The organism is Paraburkholderia sp. BL10I2N1 (assembly GCF_004361815.1).
GTDB lineage: Bacteria > Pseudomonadota > Gammaproteobacteria > Burkholderiales > Burkholderiaceae > Paraburkholderia.
In genome coordinates this window covers 4,071,598-4,090,287 of the sequence record NZ_SNWA01000001.1, presented here as the reverse complement: position 1 = coordinate 4,090,287, position 18,690 = coordinate 4,071,598, and the positions used below count along the sequence as shown (strand labels likewise).

Annotated in this window: 24 protein-coding genes; 23 read left to right on the top strand and 1 reads right to left on the bottom strand. The window is 64.0% G+C overall.

What is annotated here, in order from left to right:
- Positions 1–608: 608 nt before the first annotated feature.
- Entirely contained in the window at positions 609–1,142 is a 534-nt protein-coding gene (locus tag B0G77_RS18990) for a hypothetical protein (RefSeq protein WP_133663501.1), read from the bottom strand.
- A 906-nt stretch (positions 1,143–2,048) separates the two neighbouring features.
- Between B0G77_RS18990 and B0G77_RS18985 the strand changes: the two genes are divergently transcribed.
- The 23 genes from B0G77_RS18985 to B0G77_RS18880 all read left to right on the top strand — a co-directional run bounded on the left by B0G77_RS18985 (position 2,049) and on the right by B0G77_RS18880 (position 18,687).
- On the top strand, positions 2,049–2,198 hold the full coding sequence (locus B0G77_RS18985; protein ID WP_133663500.1) for a ribbon-helix-helix protein, CopG family: 150 nt from the start codon (positions 2,049–2,051) through the stop codon (positions 2,196–2,198).
- The gene (locus tag B0G77_RS18980; protein ID WP_133663499.1) at positions 2,195–2,389 is read left to right on the top strand and encodes a hypothetical protein; all 195 of its coding nucleotides are present in this window, start codon (positions 2,195–2,197) and stop codon (positions 2,387–2,389) included. Before B0G77_RS18985 ends, B0G77_RS18980 begins: the two co-directional genes overlap by 4 nt.
- Before the next feature lie 88 nt (positions 2,390–2,477).
- The gene (locus B0G77_RS43270) at positions 2,478–2,645 is read left to right on the top strand and encodes a hypothetical protein (RefSeq protein ID WP_166656181.1); all 168 of its coding nucleotides are present in this window, start codon (positions 2,478–2,480) and stop codon (positions 2,643–2,645) included.
- Positions 2,642–3,103, top strand: coding sequence for a hypothetical protein (locus tag B0G77_RS18975; RefSeq protein ID WP_133663498.1), 462 nt, complete (start codon positions 2,642–2,644; stop codon positions 3,101–3,103). Before B0G77_RS43270 ends, B0G77_RS18975 begins: the two co-directional genes overlap by 4 nt.
- Positions 3,100–4,500, top strand: a complete 1,401-nt coding sequence (locus B0G77_RS18970; protein ID WP_133663497.1) for a hypothetical protein — start codon at positions 3,100–3,102, stop codon at positions 4,498–4,500. Before B0G77_RS18975 ends, B0G77_RS18970 begins: the two co-directional genes overlap by 4 nt.
- 111 nt (positions 4,501–4,611) lie before the next feature.
- The gene (locus B0G77_RS18965) at positions 4,612–5,793 is read left to right on the top strand and encodes a GDSL-type esterase/lipase family protein (RefSeq protein ID WP_133663496.1); all 1,182 of its coding nucleotides are present in this window, start codon (positions 4,612–4,614) and stop codon (positions 5,791–5,793) included.
- A gap of 103 nt (positions 5,794–5,896) precedes the next feature.
- Positions 5,897–6,190, top strand: a complete 294-nt coding sequence (locus B0G77_RS18960; protein WP_133663495.1) for a hypothetical protein — start codon at positions 5,897–5,899, stop codon at positions 6,188–6,190.
- A complete protein-coding gene (locus B0G77_RS18955) occupies positions 6,190–7,359 on the top strand; it encodes an SGNH/GDSL hydrolase family protein (protein ID WP_133663494.1) in 1,170 nt (389 codons plus the stop codon). The genes B0G77_RS18960 and B0G77_RS18955 overlap by 1 nt, the downstream gene beginning before the upstream one ends.
- A gap of 7 nt (positions 7,360–7,366) precedes the next feature.
- The gene (locus tag B0G77_RS18950) at positions 7,367–9,607 is read left to right on the top strand and encodes a hypothetical protein (protein ID WP_133663493.1); all 2,241 of its coding nucleotides are present in this window, start codon (positions 7,367–7,369) and stop codon (positions 9,605–9,607) included.
- A 77-nt stretch (positions 9,608–9,684) separates the two neighbouring features.
- Positions 9,685–9,891, top strand: a complete 207-nt coding sequence (locus B0G77_RS18945) for a hypothetical protein (protein ID WP_133663492.1) — start codon at positions 9,685–9,687, stop codon at positions 9,889–9,891.
- On the top strand, positions 9,888–10,124 hold the full coding sequence (locus tag B0G77_RS18940; RefSeq protein ID WP_133663491.1) for a hypothetical protein: 237 nt from the start codon (positions 9,888–9,890) through the stop codon (positions 10,122–10,124). The genes B0G77_RS18945 and B0G77_RS18940 overlap by 4 nt, the downstream gene beginning before the upstream one ends.
- A gap of 129 nt (positions 10,125–10,253) precedes the next feature.
- Entirely contained in the window at positions 10,254–11,231 is a 978-nt protein-coding gene (locus tag B0G77_RS18935; RefSeq protein WP_133663490.1) for a hypothetical protein, read from the top strand.
- A 48-nt stretch (positions 11,232–11,279) separates the two neighbouring features.
- The gene (locus B0G77_RS18930; RefSeq protein WP_208116437.1) at positions 11,280–12,284 is read left to right on the top strand and encodes a hypothetical protein; all 1,005 of its coding nucleotides are present in this window, start codon (positions 11,280–11,282) and stop codon (positions 12,282–12,284) included.
- Positions 12,285–12,331: 47 nt separating this feature from the next.
- Positions 12,332–12,706: a hypothetical protein gene (locus B0G77_RS18925; RefSeq protein WP_133663489.1), complete on the top strand. Its 375-nt coding sequence runs from the start codon at positions 12,332–12,334 to the stop codon at positions 12,704–12,706.
- A 38-nt stretch (positions 12,707–12,744) separates the two neighbouring features.
- Positions 12,745–13,434 (top strand): DUF6682 family protein, encoded by a 690-nt coding sequence (locus B0G77_RS18920; protein WP_133663488.1) that lies wholly within the window; start codon positions 12,745–12,747, stop codon positions 13,432–13,434.
- A complete protein-coding gene (locus B0G77_RS18915; RefSeq protein ID WP_133663487.1) occupies positions 13,431–14,093 on the top strand; it encodes a hypothetical protein in 663 nt (220 codons plus the stop codon). The genes B0G77_RS18920 and B0G77_RS18915 overlap by 4 nt, the downstream gene beginning before the upstream one ends.
- Positions 14,090–14,431, top strand: coding sequence for a hypothetical protein (locus B0G77_RS18910; RefSeq protein ID WP_133663486.1), 342 nt, complete (start codon positions 14,090–14,092; stop codon positions 14,429–14,431). The genes B0G77_RS18915 and B0G77_RS18910 overlap by 4 nt, the downstream gene beginning before the upstream one ends.
- The gene (locus tag B0G77_RS18905) at positions 14,428–14,646 is read left to right on the top strand and encodes a hypothetical protein (RefSeq protein ID WP_133663485.1); all 219 of its coding nucleotides are present in this window, start codon (positions 14,428–14,430) and stop codon (positions 14,644–14,646) included. Before B0G77_RS18910 ends, B0G77_RS18905 begins: the two co-directional genes overlap by 4 nt.
- Complete coding sequence (locus B0G77_RS18900) at positions 14,646–16,364, top strand: glycosyl hydrolase family 28-related protein (RefSeq protein ID WP_133663484.1); 1,719 nt, start codon at positions 14,646–14,648, stop codon at positions 16,362–16,364. The genes B0G77_RS18905 and B0G77_RS18900 overlap by 1 nt, the downstream gene beginning before the upstream one ends.
- Positions 16,361–16,663: a hypothetical protein gene (locus B0G77_RS18895; protein ID WP_133663483.1), complete on the top strand. Its 303-nt coding sequence runs from the start codon at positions 16,361–16,363 to the stop codon at positions 16,661–16,663. The genes B0G77_RS18900 and B0G77_RS18895 overlap by 4 nt, the downstream gene beginning before the upstream one ends.
- Positions 16,660–16,953: a hypothetical protein gene (locus tag B0G77_RS18890; protein WP_133663482.1), complete on the top strand. Its 294-nt coding sequence runs from the start codon at positions 16,660–16,662 to the stop codon at positions 16,951–16,953. Before B0G77_RS18895 ends, B0G77_RS18890 begins: the two co-directional genes overlap by 4 nt.
- Positions 16,954–16,956: 3 nt before the next feature.
- Positions 16,957–17,493, top strand: a complete 537-nt coding sequence (locus tag B0G77_RS18885) for a hypothetical protein (protein WP_133663481.1) — start codon at positions 16,957–16,959, stop codon at positions 17,491–17,493.
- Between the two features lie 3 nt (positions 17,494–17,496).
- A complete protein-coding gene (locus B0G77_RS18880) occupies positions 17,497–18,687 on the top strand; it encodes an SGNH/GDSL hydrolase family protein (RefSeq protein WP_133663480.1) in 1,191 nt (396 codons plus the stop codon).
- Positions 18,688–18,690: the final 3 nt, after the last annotated feature.

Here is an 18,690-nt window from a genome sequence, read left to right as displayed (position 1 = left end):
CATTGTGGGTTCTGTTGCCACGTTTGTACGTGGGGGGGATCGCTGAAAGTCCCGAACAGACCGTACAATGCAGAAAAACAAGTTGGCACAAGTTTCTAGCTTAAACAAGCTGTACGCGTGTGCGCAGTTTGTTTGTGATAGGTGCCACGCGGTTGAATTGGACAAAATCGGTTGAATTGGATGGAATTATTTTGAATTGGATGAGCTTTGTCCAATTCTTGTAAGCCATGCTGGGTAAGGGATTGCGGGCGATCGAGAGGGTGAATTGGCAATTTGGATGCAAAAAAAACATTCACTCTAATGAGACGCGCGGAATGTGTGTGTATGTCGCACATGGATCCACGGATGGCTGGCCTCGCGTACGTATCCATTCTTTTTTTACATCCATTTATCCAATTCACCAAAACGACCCGCAAACCCGCGTGGAATATAGAAACCGAATTGGACAATTGGATGGAACATTTTTCAGAGTTTGTCCAATTCCCGCCCGACAAGGCTTAGCGGGCAACCGGCGATGTTCGTGGTACTTTGGTTTAAACAGCACACACATGTACAACTTGGATGCGCTGTTTAAACCCGGGCTTGCGCCCGGGGGAGGGTTACTGCACTTACGCTGCTTTCGGCAGGGGCAATTCCACGTCGACACCTTTCGCCACCACCAACGCCACCTGCGCAAGCAGGGTTTCATAGTGGACGACAACCCCTTCTTTCTTCGCTGCCTTTTGCAGCCGGGTAATGACGCGCTGCAGTTCATCCTTGGCGTCGTATTCCTCTTTCTTGACACGCGCCGCGGTATGGTCGAACCACTTTTTATCCGCCAATGTGGTAACCAGTTCAGCGACATCCTTGGTTACATCATCGCGTTTGATGTACCGAACCCCCAGCTTGTCATCTTTTTCAAGCTGACCATGCGCGCATAGGTACGCTATGAATTTCGACGCCGTTACACCTTTTGTCATGACTGCGACGGCCGCTTGCGCGATAGTCACATCACCATGCACGTTCGCATAGCCAATGGCAGCAACGGCAATGCGCTGCAAGTCATCGCGCAACGAAACGATACGGTTTCCGTTTGTCTTAATGAGTTTCAGCGCTTCATCTTTGGACAAAAGGGCAACCTTTGCTTGTTTAGCGTTTGACATGATTCACACTCCTAAATGATTGAAGTTGAACAACAGAGAAAACCCAGCATAGCTAGGTGTTCTCAATTGTCCACCCCTGTTGTATGCAGGGGATGAAAACAATTGCGACTCTCGTCACCGTTTGACCATCCAGACCTATGGAAAATTGGTGACTGACAATGTGCAACGCACTACGCTTTGTGCATGCGCTTGCTCGTTCGCTACTAGGTCGCCACAACCACAAGGGGAAACCCTGTGGTGCTTGAACCCGTTTGGACAAACGGCGCACATATTGCCAGCATACGGGCGCTTAAACCCGTATGCCACGGATCACTTAGTTTCGGCGAGTGAACGATTCCTAGGCGGCGATTATCCGGGCGCTTGTCTGGCGCTTGGTCCGACCATCCGGGCGCTAGCCGATACTCGCCAGTGTTTTGCAGCGGGGTACGTTGTCCGTTATGGTGGTTTCGTGTTTTGGGCCGGAGTGCTAACAAAACGCACTCCCCCATGCCCCCTCACGTTCCACAAGGGGGACACTATCCGCTCGCTACTCGCCTGGGGTCACAACCAACTAACAGACCCCAGGTTTCCGCTGCGCTACCACTCGAACCCGCTGCTACGCACTACCTTTCACGCTACCGCTTTGCTCAGGACGAAAAGGGTCCCTTAAGGGGGGTCGATCGGTGAATTCACCGCGCCGCAACGCGAATGAGACGCGGTACGGTCGACGGGGGCGGGGGTATGGGGGGGATGGACCACCTGCCAGGGGGTGGGGTCCTCGCTTACCCCTCACATGTAGAGCGCCTGCCATTTTCACTACCTACACACACCCTACGCACCTCACGGCAACCCTTTCACATACACACGACAACTTGCTAACATGACCCTGTCAGTGAGCACACCTGCCCGCTGTTTCCACGCCCAGCCATGTCCAAGCTCGAACCGATGACCCGCAGGAATTTCTTCATTCCTGAAAAACTGTACGAGGCCCTGCAGGCCAAGGCGGCCGAGACCGGCACGCCCGTCGCGGAGCACGTGCGCCGTGCGCTGGCGGACTACCTGAAGGACCCGAAATGAGCGATGCCGAAAAGACGGAGCCCGAGTCGTTCTTCCACATCGACTTTTTCATCGGCGACGGTGGCGTGCTGGATGTGAGCGCGGCCGGCGACCTGACCGACCAGCAGATGAACTGGCGCATCGCGCAGGGCCTGCGCGGCCTCGCCGACTTTCTCGAGAACGGGCACAAGGGCAATGGGCAAGCAAACTGACCACCGCCGCCCGCGCCCGAAGATCTACCTCGTGGAGTGGACCGACTCCTGCACGGTAGGGGGTTGGCGGCGCACTGCGGAACCCTACATGTTCGAGCCGTCGTACTGCGAGACGGTGGGGTATCTCGTCAACATGGACGAGCACGCCATCACGCTTGCGCTCTCCCGCGGCGCGGATGAGTGCTCGTCTGAGTGGTGCGACCTCATGACCATCCCGATGGCGGCTGTCACGTCCATTTCGGAGCTGCGATTTTGAGTGACAAGCTGGTCACCTTCGACCCACTTGAAGATGCGAACCTGAACGTGCCGGCCGAGATGGTGGCCGAGATGGCGAAGGGGATCGAGGACCCGGTGGAGATCGCCCGGCGCTTTGGTTTCAAGGGCGCCCGGTGGGATGCGCTCGTGCAGTGGAAGCCGTTTCTCGACGCGGTGCAGAAAAAGCGCGCGGAGCTCGAGGCGGAAGGGTGGACCTTCCGGGCCAAGGCGGGGCTGCTCGCCGAGATGATGCTCGACGACATCGGCAAGATCGGCCTGTCCTCCGAGGTGCCGCTCATGCAGAAGCTCGCGCTCACCGAGGCGCTGGTCAAGTGGAAGGAGCCCAAACAGTCCGCCACGGCGCAGCAGGGCACGGGCTTCTCCATCACGATCAACCTGCCGGACACCTCGAAGCCGCGCGAGATCGACATCACCCCCTCCAAACCTCTCGTCGAATGACCGGTCTCGTCTACACCCCCCCTCCGTCGCTGGTCGACTTCTTCACGTCGAACAAGTTCATCAACCTGGTGATTGGCCCCGTGGGGTCGACCAAGACGACCGCCGGCATCCTCAAGGTCGCGCACGAGGCGAGGAAGATCAAGGCGTGCCGGGACGGTATCCGGCGCTCCCGGGCGATCTGGATCCGGCAGTCGCGCGAGCAGCTGCGCGACACGTCGATACCAGACTGGCTTCGCTGGTTCCCGGACGGCGTGGCCGGCACCTTCGAGAAGACGAACTACAAGTTCACACTGAAATTCGCCGACGTGGAGTGCGAGGTGCTGTTCCGCGGGCTCGATGATTCGAACGACGTGCGCCGGCTGCTGTCGCTGCAGGCGACCTTCGGCATCGCCGACGAGTTCCGGGAGCTGAACCCGGACGTGTTCCGCGCGCTGCAGGCGCGTCTCGGGCGCTACCCGTCGAAGGCGGACAACGGGGTAGGGTGCCAGGATGACTTCGGCCACGCGATCGACAAGTTCTGGGGGATGAGTAACCCGCCCGACGCCGACACGTTCTGGGAGCAGTTCATCTCGGAGCCGCCGTCCAACGCCGATGCGTGGATCCAGCCCTCGGGCATGAGCCCGGAGGCGGACTGGCTCGAGTACCTGAAGACGGACTACTACGAAAACCTCTGCGAGGGCAAGAGCCAGGACTGGATCGATGTCTACGTGCATGCGAAGTTCGGCAAGTCGCTTGCCGGCCAGCCGGTGTTCCGCGCGTTCGACCGCGATATCCACGTCGCGAAAAACGAGCTGCGGCCGATCCGCATGAGCACCCACCCGCTGATGATCGGCTTTGACTTCGGGCTCACGCCGGCCTGCACGATCAACCAGATCGATCCGCAGGGGCGGCTGCTCACCTACGACAACCTCACCTCGGACGGCATGGGGGCGCTGCGCTTCTGCCGCGAGAAGCTGAAACCCCTGCTCGCGCAGCGCTTCGCCGGGATGAACGTGCTCGTGATCGGCGACCCGGCCGGCCAGCAGCGCGCCCAGACCGATGAGCGCAGCGTGTTCGACATCCTCAAGCAGGAGGGCTTCCGGGTCATCCCGGCGCGCACCAACGCGATTCCCGCGCGCATCAGCGCGGTCGACTCGTGGCTCACCCGCATGGTGGACAGCAAGCCGGCCCACCTGATCGATCCGCGGTGCCGCGCGCTCATCGCGGCGCTGCGCGGCGGGTACCGCTACAAGCTGCGCACCAACGGCGAGATGGAGGACAAGCCGGAGAAGAACATGCACAGTCACATCGCCGACGCGCACCAGTACGCCTGTTTGCATGCGGACGGGAACCTGACAGGGGGCAGCATGCGCTCGAAGGTGCAGCCGGTCGAGAAGGTGGCGTGGCACTGGGCCTGAGAGGGCATGAGAGAAAAATGTTAGCAGGTGGTTGCCGTGTGTATGCGTAGGTGTTAGCATCTGTCCCGCAGTACGTGAACAGGTCAACCCTACCTTCGGAGTGATTCATTCGTGACGACCATCACCAGTAGCGGCTTCCCGATTATCCATAACAACCTGCGACGCATCATCCCCTTCGGCGACTCCATTACCGCCAGCACCTCCTGGGCGTCCGCGGACGGTATCTGGTACCAGTCCACCGGCTACGCCGAGACCTCCATCCGCATGGCCGGTCCGAAGTACCAGTTCGTGCGCAACGCCGGCATCCCGGGCAACACCACCGCGCAGATGCTGGCGCGCGTGCAGTCCGACGTCATCGCCTACGCACCCGACGTGGTGCTCTTCATGGGGGGCACCAACGACATCACGTCGGGCATGACCGGCGCCGCGATGGCCTCGATGATGAACAACATCGAGAAGATCATCCTGCGGCTGCTGAACGCGAACATCATGCCGGTGCTCGTGACGCCGCCCGTGCGCAACGCCGCCGCGCCGGAGAGCCGCCAGGTCCAGCTGTTCTACTACCTGCTGGCGGACTACTACCACCTGCCGCTGATCGACACCTACCGCGTGACGGTCGATCCGGCCACCGGCAACTACCTGACGGGCTACTCGCCGGACGGCACGCACCCGGGTCCGGCGGGCATCCAGGCAATCGCGCAGCAGGCCTCGCTGGTGCTGGCCAATATCGACAGCTACTTCTCGCCGACCTACCTCGCCGCGTACTCGGAGACCTCGACCGGCCAGCCGGCGAACCTGATCGCAAACGGCTCGTTTGCCCAGCAGACGATCCCCGGCACGCCCGACCACTGGGGGGTCAGCACCACGTACGGCTCGTGGACGCTCACCCCGGCCGCGCAGCCCTACACGGGCAACCTGTTCGCCTACACGCTGACGACGGCGCCCGCCTACGCGCTGTACGCCCCGGGCATCACGACGGGCTACTCGGCCAACGACACGCTGGTGTTCTCGGGCCGGCTCATTGTCTCGGGCCCCACGCCCGCGACAATGAGCGGGTTCACGCTGGCGCTGGACATGACGGGCGACCACGTGCGGCCGTTCTCCGGGCAGCTGACCGTTGGCACCTTCGACTTCTCGCAGGAGTTCGTGATGCCGGCCAGCCAGGTGTCCGGCGGCCTGACGCCGACGCTGTACACGATGGACCTGGGCTCGTACACCTGTGCGAACATGACGTTGTGGAACAAGACCGCCACCCAGGCGATCTGGAAGCCGGGCCAGCTGCTCAACAGCTGATCCAGTGAGCAGGACCCCGCCCCGCTTGCCCCGGGGCGGGCTTAACAGTTAGCAGGTTGTATGATATATGTGAGTGCATTGACCGGATCCTGGCGATGCCTCAATGGACACCCCTTTCGAGCTGAATCAGAACACGCAGACCCAGTCGCTGGCGGCTACGGGGGTGACGTCGAACGTCACGATCCCCGCTGGATGCCTGACGGCGCGTGTGTACAACGCCGGACCCTCCCTCGCGTACGTCGCGGCGGGCGCGGCCGGCACCGCGGCCACCACGGCCGGCGTGCCGGTCCCGCCCGGGTACGTTGAGGTCTTCAGCATTGCGCAGCAGGCCGCGTTCGCGGCGATCACCAGTTCGGGCACGGCGGCCCTCTCGATCTCCTTCGGCTGGGGAACGTAATGGGGTACCGCGCCAACGCCTCCGCGCCGGTCCTCACCGACTCGGCCGGCCTCGCCCAGTTCCAGTCCTACGCAGGCAGCGCGCCCTTCGGCGACAGCCTGCTGCCCTCGAAAGCCGCCGCGCTGCAGCGCTTTTACTACCAGCTCGGTAACGCCGGCAGCGCGGCGTGCGACCTCGTCTTCGTGGGTGACTCGATCACCACCGGCTTTTCACTGAACATCGCCAATCGCTGGCAGACGCTGCTGCGCACGCTGCTGCGGGCGAAGTTCCAGCCCGCTGGTGTCACCGGCGGGCGGGGCTACTTCTCCGCCATGCAGGCGATCGGCACGCCGGCGGACTACCCGGTGGCGGCCACCGGCACCACCCTGTCGAACATCGACGGCATGGGCGCCAAGGCAGCGCTCCTCAACGGCGCCGGCCAGAAGCTGGTGCTGACGACGGGCAACGTGACGGCGGTCGACATCTTCTACTACCAGAACGCCGTGGTCGGTTCGTGGAGCTACAAGCTCGACGGGGGTGGTGCGACGACGGTCACGGCAGGAGGCGCGACCGACGCCATGCATTCGGTGCGCATCTCGGGCCTCGGCGGCACGGCGCACACGGTCGAGGTGGACTGGGTGAGCGGCACGGGCGGCAACGGCGCCTACATCGACGGCTTCATGGAGTACAACGGCGATGAAGCCGCGGGGCTGCGGTTCTGGGACGCCGGGCAGTCGAGCGTATCGGCTGCGGCGCTGCTCACCAGCGCCGGCTTCCTGAGCGACTTCGCCAAGGTGCAGCCATCGCTGGTCACGGTCATGCTGGGGGTGAACGACTGGGGCGCAAATAATCCCAGCCCGCAGACCGCCGCGCAGTTCAAGGCAAACTTGCTGACGATCATCAGCGGCATCTACACCAACACGACCACACATCCCTCGATCGTGCTGATCCCCGAGTGGCAGGTCAACCCTGCGGGCGGCGTCACGCCGGTCGACACCTGGGCCAACTTCATCGCGGCGATGTATTCGATCGCCCGGGCGGACCCGAACGTGTGTATTTTCGACGCGCGCTCGCGCATCAATTCCGGGGCTACCAGCGGCGCGGGCGGACTGCTCGGTGATACGACCCATCCGAGTCCGCAGGGCAGCGTGATCCTCGCGAACGCCCTGTTCAACTTCCTCACGCCGTAGCGCGCCCATGGCACAGCAAGCCCTGAACATCACCTCCGGCGTCGCGCCTGGCAGTACTAACATCGGCGGCATCATGCCGGTGAAGTCGGTCTCGCAGCTGCTGGCCGAGGACAGGGCCGCCGCCCAGGCGGCCAACAACGAGCCGGTGGTGCAGGGCTTCGCCGCCCACATCCGCAAGCTCTGGTGGCAGGCCCGCCAGGCCAAGGAAATGACCTCCGAACTGAAGATGCTCAAGTCGGTGCGCCAGCGCCGCGGCGAGTACGACCCGGAGAAGCTCGCGATCCTCGCCGAGCAGGGCAGCACGACCGTCTACATGATGCTCACGAGCAACAAGTGCCGGGCTGCCGCCTCATGGATCCGCGACGTGCTGGTGACAACGGCCGAGGACAAGCCCTGGTCGCTCAGTCCGCCGCCGGTTGCGGACATGCCGCCGGACCTGCTGGCCGAGGTCATGCAGATCGCCCAGCAGCAGATCCAGCAGATGTACGGGCAGGGCCAGAACCCGTCTGACTTCGACGTGCGGCAGATGCTCCTCGCGCTGAAGGACATGGCGCTCGCGCAGCTCCAGGAGCTCGCGCAGCAGGACGCCGACCGGATGGAAAAGAAGATGCAGACCCAGCTCATCGAGGGGGGCTGGGTGCGCGCCTTCGGCGAATTCATTGACGACATCACCACGTTCCCGAGCGCCTTCATGAAGGGCCCGGTCGTGCGCCGCCGTCCGAAGCTCAAGTGGGTGCAGGGTCCCGGCGGCTTTGCGCCGGACGTGCAGGACGAGCTCGTGATGGAGTGGGAGCGGGTCGACCCGTTCCACATGTACCCGGCGCCCGATGCCTCGACCATCGAGGACGGCTGGCTCATCGAGCGTCACAAGCTGCATCGTGCTGACCTGGTGGCGCTCCTCGGGGTGGATGGCTACTCGGACCAGGCGATCCGTGGGGTGCTCGACGCCTACGGCAAGGGGGGCCTTCGGGAGTGGATCTATGTTGATACGGCGCAGGCCACTGCAGAGGGTAAGGCGACCATTGGTGTTGCGACGAACCCCAGCGAACTTATTGACGCGCTGCAGTTCTGGGGATCGGTACAGGGTCAGATGCTCCTTGATTGGGGCATGGACGACTCTGAGATCGATGACCCGCTCCTTGAATACCCGGTTGAAGCGTGGCTGATCGGTAACTGGGTCATCAAGGCCGTCATCAATCCCGACCCGCTGGGTCGCAAACCGTACTACAAGGCAAGCTATGAAGAAGTACCAGGAGCCTTTTGGGGTAACAGCGTGGCGGATCTGTGCCGAGATACACAGGACATTTGTAATGCTGCCGCTCGTGCTCTGGTCAACAACATGGGACTGGCCAGCGGCCCCCAGGTCGTCTACAACGTCGATCGACTCCCCGAAGGCGAAAAAATCACGCAACTCTACCCGTGGAAAATCTGGCAGGTAACGAGCGACCCGCTCTCGAGCTCGCAGCCGCCGATGCAGTTCATGCAGCCGCAGTCGATCGCGGGCGAGCTCATGCAGATCTACGAGAAGTTCGCCACGCTCGCCGACGAGTACACGGGCATCCCGCGCTACATGACGGGCGACTCGCCTTCGGGCGGCGCCGGCCGGACGGCCTCGGGCATGTCGATGCTGATGACCAACGCCGGCAAGGCGGTCAAGCAGGTGATCTCGAACATCGATGACCGCGTCACCGAGCCCGCGGTGGACCGGCTCTACTACTACAACATGCGCTACTCGAACGACCCGGACCTCAAGGGGGCGGTGAACGTCGTCGCGCGCGGCGCAGCCTCGCTCATGCAGAAAGAGGCGGCCCAGCAGCGCCAGAACGAGTTCCTGCAGATCGCGCTGTCGAACCAGATCGTGCAGCAGGTGGTCGGCCAGGAAGGCATTGCGGAGCTGCTGCGCAACGCGGCGAAGACGCTCGACATGAACGTGGACGAGATCGTCGCGCCGCTGCCGATCCTCAAGCAGCGCTGGGCCCAGCAGGCCGCCCAGCAGCAGCAGATGCAGCAGGCCCAGCTCGCGCAGGCCGAGCGCCAGTTCGCCCAGCAGATGATGCTCAAGCACGGCGTGTTCCCGCCGACCATGCCCGCGGCCCAGCAGGTGCAGGGTGCCCAGCAGATGGCCCAGATGCTGGTGGGCCCAGGCGGTGCGCCGCCGCCCGGCCCCGGGATGGTACCGCCGCCGCGACCCGGTCCCGGCGCGCAGCTCGCGACCGGCGCCCCGGTCACGAACCACTTTGGAAATTGACCCCTTCACACACGGTTTACCAGTTGTTAGCATGTAGGCAGATGGTAGTTAGTACCTACACACATTAGGGATACGAAATGTCCAAGGGCAAGAGCGGTTCGGGCAGCATGGCTGCGCTGCAGGAAGGCCGTAAGGGCGAGATGGGCCAGGTGAGCCGCGGTGGCGGCCCGGCCGGCGCCAGCACGCCGACGAATTCCAGCTCGATTGGCAACAAGTTCCATGACCGTCCGGGCGGCGGTGAGATCAGTCTCATCGTCAACAAGGGCGACGGACTGTCGAAGTGAAGCGCGCGTCCGACGCGGCGCTGCGCGCTTACGCGCGGCTGCAGCATGCGGACTTCGCAGCGCTGGTTGCCCACCTCAGGGAGTCGAGCGCGGAGCACTGCAAGACGCTCAAGCGCGCCCGGGAGAGCTACGACGTAGCGTTCTCGCAGGGGCAGATCGACATCCTCGAAACGATTTTGCAGTTCATTGAAGAGGGCGAAAACCTCCTCTTCAACCGGAATCACAAGCTCTGACGGGCCGACCGTAAAGCCGGGGCCGGTTAGAAGTACGAAACGAAGTTATTGCCGCAGACCGTAGAGGCCGAAAGCGCAGACCGTCAAGCCGGAGCGCCGAACCCAAGTCGGAGCGGGGGAGTAGTGACCATGGCATTGCCACGCGCAGTCCAGGAGCAGGCCGACGCAGCCGACGCATGGATGGCCCAGTTTTCGGGCGCAGGGACCGGGGCAGTAGACCCGGAGACCGGCGAACCGATCGCGGGACCTGAACCGGCACAGCCGACGCCCCCCGAAGCAGCGCCACAGGTAACGCCGCCGGCCGCGCCGGCAGCGCAGAACCCGATCCCCGAGCAGACGTGGGAGCAGAAGTACCACACGTTCAAGGGGATGTTCGACGCGGAGGTTCCGCGCCTGAACACCGCCGTACGGGAGTTGTCCGGGCAGGTTCAGCAGCTGCTTGCTGAGAACGCCCAGCTCAAGACCCACAAGGCACCGGAGCCCGCGCCGCAGCCGCAGCCGTTACTCACCGACCACGACAAGGAAGCCTTCGGGCCGGATCTCGTCAACCTCATCGAACGCGCCACGAAGGCGGCCACTGCGCCACTGCAGACCGAACTCGAGCGCCTGAAGGGGGAGAACGTCCAGCTCAGGTCGCAGGTGGGCAACGTTTCGCAGCAGCAGACCATGACCAGCAAGGACACCTTCATGGTGCGCCTCGCCCAGCGGCTGCCGGATGTCGACAGGCTGAACGTCGACCCCGGCCTCCTCACATGGCTGAAAGAGGTTGACCCGGTCTACGGACTCCCGCGCCAGGCGGCGCTGGACAACGCAGCACAGAACGGAGATGTCGAGCGCACCGCCCGCATCTTCGAAATGTACAAGGCCACGTTAGCTCCTCCTGCACCGAACGTTAGCAACCGAACGACAGAACTCCAGCGTCAGGTCACCCCGCCCCGCACCCGTGCGAGCGCGACGCCTCAGGAAGCCCAAAAGATCAACTGGACACAGCAGGGGATCGAACAGTTCTACCGGGACCTGCGGCGTGGCGTCATCCCCGCGGACGAGGCGGCTCGACTGGAAGCAGACCTTTACGCTGCTATCGATGAGGGACGCGTTCGAGCGTAGTGCCCGTCGATGGTGGCTCACCCAAACTTTTGAGCCAGGAGTTTTAGCATGACCACCATCACCCCGGGCGCAGTCTACCCGATCAACGCCGGCGGCTTTAACTCGCCGGCCGGACAGGTTGCCTACGCAGGCACCGCGTATTCCGGTACCTTCATCCCGGCCCTCTGGTCGGGCAAGCTGGCGCAGAAATTTTATGCCGCCACCGTCTTTGGCGAGATCGCCAATACGGACTGGCAGGGCGACATCTCGGGTCTTGGTGACACGGTCATCATCAACACGATCCCGACAATCAACATCTACAACTACAGCATCGGCCAGTCGCTGAACTACGACGTGCCGACGCCGTCGACGATCACCCTGCAGATCAACAAGGGCAAGTACTTCGGGGTCAACGTGAATAACGTCCTCGAACTGCAGGCGAAGCCCAAGTTGATGGACATGTTCACCAACGACGCGAGCATGCAGATGAAAATCGCGGTGGACAAGGACGTGCTGCTTGGCACGTACAACCAGGGTGCCGCGGCCAACATGGGCGCGACCGCCGGTGCGATCTCGGGTGCGTACAACCTCGGCACTGACACGGCGCCGGTCGCGCTCACGCCGGCCAACATCCTGTCGTACATCACCTCGCTCAGCTCGGTGCTCGACGAGAACAACGTGCCGGAGACGGACCGCTGGCTCATCATCACCCCGACCGAGCGTCAGATCCTGATGCAATCGAACCTCGCCCAGGCGCAGTTCATGGGTGACGGCAGCTCGATCCTGCGCAACGGCAAGATCGGCCAGATCGACCGCTTCACGGTGTATGTGAGCAACCTCACGCCGCGCGCGACCTCGGGTCACGACTTCTTCGGCGGCGTCTCGGGCGGCACGGCCAAGCGTCACTCGATCGTGGCGGGCCACAAGTCGGCCATCAGCTTCGCCTCGCAGATCGCCAAGGTCGAGAGCCTGCAGAACCCGAACGACTTCGGCAACCTGGTCCGCGGCCTGAACATCTACGGCTACCAGGTCACGCAGCCGGCCGGTCTCGCGCTGCTCCTCGCAGCGAACTGATCGGGGAGCGGGGGCAACCCCGCTCTTTTCGGACTACGGAGAATTTCATGACTATCGAACAAAACCTGGTGAGCCAGGGCGGCATCTGGGACAACACCGCCAAGTCCATCGTGGGCAGCCTTCTCACGACCGGGCTGTCGGGTGCGGGCACCAGCTCGCAGGCCAACGCGGCCGTGATCCCGCTTTCGGACTACGTGTGCTTCTCGACGGTGGCCGCCAACGCTGGCGCGATCCTGCCGGCCGGCGGCGGCGCCGAGATCAACGTGTTCAATGGCGGCGCCAACGCGCTGCTGGTCTATCCCCCGGTCGGCGGCAACGTCAACCAGGGCACGGTGAACGTCGCGTTCTCGGTGGCGGTGGGCAAGAACTGCCTGTTCCAGTCGCCGGACGGCCTGAACTGGTTCGCGACGCATTCGACCTGATATCCGGGGGGCGTGGCCCCCCGTTTTCTCTGGGCATCATGGGCACGATCACTGGCACGGCGATCATCAACAAGGCGGCCACGCAGCTGCTCGACACCGCGAACACCCGATGGACGCGGACGGAGCTGCTCGGCTGGCTTAATGACGCGCAACGCCAGGTCGTGCTGATGCAGCCGAACTCGAACAGCACGACGGTTGCGGTCCGGCTGGTGGCGGGCACGCGCCAGGCCATCCCTGTCGATGGCTGGCTGCTGCTCGACATCTACCGCAACATGGGCACCAACGGCGCGACCCCGGGCCGCGTCGTGCGCATTGTCTCGCGCCAGCTGATCGACGCCCAGATGCCCACGTGGCACGCGTCGGCCGCCTCGTCCACGGCGCAGAACTACGTCTACGACATCCAGGACCAGACCGCTTTCTATGTGTACCCGCCGAGTGACGGTACCGGTTACGTCGAGGTCAACTACTCGCGGGTGCCGGCGGACCTCACGACGGAAGCCAGCACGATTGCGGTGAACGACGTGCTCGAGACGACGCTGCTCGACTACGTGCTGTTCCGCGCGAACAGCAAGGATGCGGAGTACGCGCCCGGCTTCCAGCTCGCCCAGGGCTACTGGACCGCCTTCACCGCCGCGCTGGGCGCCAAGGACAAGGCCGAGACGACGAACAACGTCAACCAGACGCTGGGACCGGCCAAGGGCCAGCCTGAGCCGGGAGCGACCTCGTGAGCGAGACCTACGGCTTTGCCGTCCCGTTCGACAACTTCCTGACCGAAGTCACGCCGTACATCCCGGACGTGCCGGAGTTCGTCGCCATCAACGCGATCCGCAACGCGGTGATTGAGTTCTGCCGCCGCACGCGTTACTGGCAGCAGGACCTCGACCCCGTGACCGGCGTCATCAACGTGTCGAACTACGAGATCGATACGCCACCGAACACCGTGGTGGTCGACGTGGTCGAGGCCTGGTACAACAACGTGCTGCTGATCCCGAAGTCGATCGACCAGCTGGCGTACATCTACCGCACGCTTGACTGGCGCACGCTGCAGGGCAACCCCGCGTACTACACCCGGATCATCGAGCCGGAGCTGCTGCTCGTACCGTACCCCGTCTCGACCCTCTCGAACGCACTCACCATGCGCGTGGCGTTAGCACCTGCACGCTCAAGTACGACGGTGGACAGCGCGCTCTACGAGCACTACCTCGAGGAGATTGCGCAGGGCGCCCGCGCGCGGCTGTACGCGACCCACAACCAGCCCTACTCGGACGAGAAGGCCGCGGCGCTCTACGCGCGGCTCTTTCGCACGGCCATGGACAAGGCAAAGATCAAGGTCGACAAGTCGCTCACGCGGACGTCCGACCGGGTCGAATTCCAGAGGTTCGTATGACCATCGCGACCATTGACCTGGTGGCAGGCGACAACCTGCCATTCATCGGCCTGCAGCTCACCGACGCGGCGACTGGCAACCCGATCGACCTCTCGCCGGTGGGGACCTCCGCGGTGGTGCTGTTCCGTATCCTGAATGGTGCTGGTACGTCGCCGCTCTCGATCATCCCCTGCATGTTCGTGACCGATGGCACGGACGGCAAGATCACGTTCAACTTCCCCGGCACGACGCTGGCCGTGCCCGCGGGGCAGTACGAAGGGCAGGTCGTCATCACGTTTGGCAACGGCAACGTGCAGACGGTGTATGACCTGCTCAAGTTCAGGGTGCGGGCAGCATGACGGTCAATGCCAGCCTCATCAATGCCACGCTCACCGAGATCGAAGCCACGATCGCGGTGGCGACGCAGCTGATCGACACCATGGCCTCGGCGAGTTACATCGTCCTGCAGTGCACGGTGTTCCAGCAGGACACGCAGACGCAGCAGGACTTCATCGCGCGTGAGCAGCTGCACACGCTCATCAACACGACGCTGCCGTCGCCGGGGTACTGGTAATGACGGATACGGTCCAGCAGGCGCTCGCGACGTTCCAGACCGATGTGGCGCTGGCGCATTCGATCGTCCATGGCGACGCCACCACGACGGTGACCACCAATGGGGGCCCGGTGCGCTCGTTCGCGAAGCTGGAGGCGGACAACCAGACGACGTTCAGCGCGCTGGGTGCAGGCACCAACTCGGACGCGGGCACGCTGACGGGCAGCGTCATTGTTCCGGTGACGCGCGGCGCGGGCCTCCTGCAGACCACGCTCTCGACGCTTGCGCAGTGGCTGCTCGGCAGTTTCCTCGGCATCGCCCAGGGGACCTCGGGCACGCTCGCGCGCACCGCCCAGGGCAAGTTTGCCGACATGCTGAGCGTGAAGGACTTCGGCGCGAAGGGTGACGGCGTCACGGACGACACGGCCGCCTTCCAGCTCGCGATGAACGCGCTGGTGGCCGGGCCGACCCAGGGGCTCTATGTCCCCGATGGCAACTACATCCTCTCCGCGCCGCTCACGCTCGGCGCGAACAACACCTCGGTCTTCACCGGCATCCGCATTACTGGCCAGTCGCGCGGCGGCACGATCCTCACGCAGACGGGCAGCAACATGCCCATCTTCCATCTGACGGGCCTTGCGATCCACACGCTCGTCTGGGCGTCGATGCAGATCATCTACTCGACGATGCAGACCGGCAACACCGCCTCGGCGGTGTTCCAGGTGGACGGGCCGAGCAACGGCTCGATCTTTAACTGCGTGTTCACCGACCTCTGGTCGCGCAACTTCTATTACTTCACGAACGCACCGACCATCCAGTGGTGGGGCAACACGTACCGCGACATGTGGCTCGGCGACTTCGCGGGGGGCGTGAACAACATCAGCGGCGCGGCCGGCAAGCCGAACAACCGCTTCGAGCGCATGTACATCTCGTGCCAGAGCGCGACGCAGGTGCTGTTCAACCACAACTCGGTGGTCGCCACCTATGACGGCGTGGAGGTCAACGCGGCCAACAGCGGCGCGGCGATGATCTATGACGGCGGGGGCGGGGTGCACCTCATCGAGCACTTCGCGCTCGAGGTAGCGACATACAACGCCAATACGGTGCTGTTCAACGTGCCCAATGGCGTGCTGCTCGCCAGCGCGGTCTACACCAACACGCTGACGATCGGCGCGGGCGTCACCGTGACGACGTTCCAGGCCGCCGCCAACCACTCGTACTTCGACGTGAAGAACTACCGCATCGACTCGTTCGCGGCGAACAACGGCACCCTCCTCATCTGCTCGACGCCCGGCCCGCTCACCTCGCGCATCGGGGTGGTGGACGTGCCGTTCTCGACCACCTGCAAGCTGTGCGACAACGTGGCGTCGATGACGGCCGACTACATCGCGGTCGACTCGTGGAACGACCCCTCGCGCATGCAGATGAACGTCGACACGAGCGTGACGGTGGCCTATGGCGATCCGCTGCATCAGGTGTTCGACGCACCGCTCACCGCCGCGCGCGTGGTGACGCTGCCCGAGCATCGCGGGGTCACGGCCAACCAGCTCTTCAGCGGGCGCCGCTACCGGTTCACGAAGACCAACACCTCGGCCTACACCCTCACCATCAACTCGATTACGGGCGCAACGGTCGCGACCATCGCCGCCGGCAGCAAGGGCGTCGTCGAGGTGGCCTGGCATCGCGAGGCCTCCGGGGGCGCGAACTGGGTGCTGATGGATAACCGGACCTACTCATGACGAGCCTTGCCGATTCGGTTTCGCAGTTCATCACGGACGCTGGTCTCGCACACCAGATCGTCAACGGCAGCGCGACCACGGTCGTCACGACCGCCGGTGGCCCCGTGAATTCGTTTGCGAAAGAGCTCTCCGACAGCGCCGCGGTGCTGGCCGGCGCGACCAACTCTGCCGCTGCCGCTGCGACTTCCGCTGCTGCCGCTGCTGCGGTGGCTGCTGCCTTCAACTCGGGCGCGGCGATGGACTGCGGCACGTTGACCGATACGGTCTACGGCAACTTTGACATGGGGACCGTACCGTGAGCACCCAGTTCAAGCTGCGGCGCGGCACGCTCGCGCAGCACCAGACCTTCACCGGCGCGCAGGGCGAGGCAACGGTCGACACCGACACCTACGGCATCCATGTGCACGACGGCGCGACCGCTGGCGGCCATGTGATCGCGATGGTGACCGTGGCGACCTTTGCCGCGCTGCCCGCGACCCCGCAGGGGATCTACCTCGTGCTCGCCGACGAGACGAAGGGCGGCACGCCATCGATGTACTTCTTCACCGCGACCCACCGCTACTGGCTCGCAATGGTTCAGGACGCATAAGCCATGGCCAATTTTCCTGTCGTCAGCACCCCGGTGAACACCACCCCGACCGACCGCAGCGGCACCGTCAACGGCTGTCTCGGCGCGGCGGCTGTCTCGGCGGCCGGCAGCGGCTACGCGGTGAACGACACCATCACGTTTGTCGGCGGGGCGGTGATCAAGGTCACGACCGTCGCCTCGGGCGGGGTGACCGCCGCCACCGTGCTGACTCCCGGCTCGCTTGCCTCCGGCTCGATCCCGGCCAACCCGGTGAGCCAGGTCTCGAGCAGCGGGGGCGGTACCGGCGCGCAGTTCATCCTGACGTGGCTGGGTGTCGCGACCTCGATGGTGAGCTCGAACACGTCGCGCAAGTCGCTCGAGGTGGTCAACCCCGGCTCGCAGGTGCTGTGGGTGAGCCCGACGACCACGGCCGCGGCCAATGGACCTGGCAGCCTGCCGGTCTACCCCGGCGGCAGCTGGGTCCCGCCGCTGCCCTACAGCGGCGCAATCAGTGTGTATGGCCCCGCCGCCGGCCAGCCCGTCACGATCTACGAGGGCTAGACGATGGCGCTCAATAACCCGACGCCGCCGGCGTTCAAGCCGGTCCTGCGCACCATGATCCCGCTCGGTGACTCGATCACCCAGGCGAACTCGGGCGAGACCAATGGCTACTGGCAGTTCGGCAACAGCTTCGCCGAGAAGGCCGCGTGGCGCGCGGGCCTGCGCCTGATCTCGAACGCCGGGATCTTCGGCCAGAAGAGCTACCAGATCGCCGCACGCCTGCAGTCGGACGTGCTCGCCTACAGCCCGGACTGCATCACGATCATGGCCGGCACCAACGACGTGCCGGTGAACACGTTCGGCACGGTGGCCGCCGCCTCGTACATGAACTACATCGAGCAGATCGTGCACGGCTGCATCAACAGCGGGGTGTATCCGTTCATCGTCGTGCCGCCCGCCAAGACGGGCGTGCCGGACGCGTACATGAACCGGTACTTCTACTACCTGCTCGCGGAGCGCTATGGCGTGCCGCTGGTCGATGCGTGCACCGCGACCATCAATGCAGCGGATCCGCTGGGCGGCTACGTCACCGCCTACACGATCGACGGTACCCACCCGAACGCGGCAGGGACGGACGAGATCGCCCGCCCCACGGCGGCGCTGCTGCGCAACCCGTACCAGTTCCGCCGGCTGCCGTACTTCGGGATCTTCCCGGAGACCACGGACAGTGCGCCGGCCAACATGCTCATCAACGGCAATTTCGTGAACTTCATCGGCCCCAACCTGGCCGGCTGGACGTCCGACACGGGCAACGGCACCGTCACCTACGAGCCCACGCTGGGCTACCCCTACACGGGGAAGACGTTCGTCTACACGAAGCCCGGCACCGCCAACTCCTACCTGCTCAACTCAAACGCGATCGGCGTGGCCGATGGGGGCTTTGCGGCGGGCGACACGCTCGCCTTCAGCGGGTGCATCGCGACGAGCGGCATGACCGTCACCTCGGAGATCCAGGGGCTGCTGGTGCAGATCATGACCAACAACGGCAGCGGCTGGTCCCAGCTGGTGTCGATGGTCAACAACGGGCAGGAGCCCGAGCAAAAGATCTACCAGCACGAGTTCGTCATCCCCGCCGGGGTCCAGTACATCCAGGTGGCGATTTCCGCCAGCATCCCGGGCACGTATCGCGTCAACAACCTGACGCTGGTCAACAAGAGCCGGTATCAGCGGCTCTGGCAGCCGGGCAAACAGTGAGGA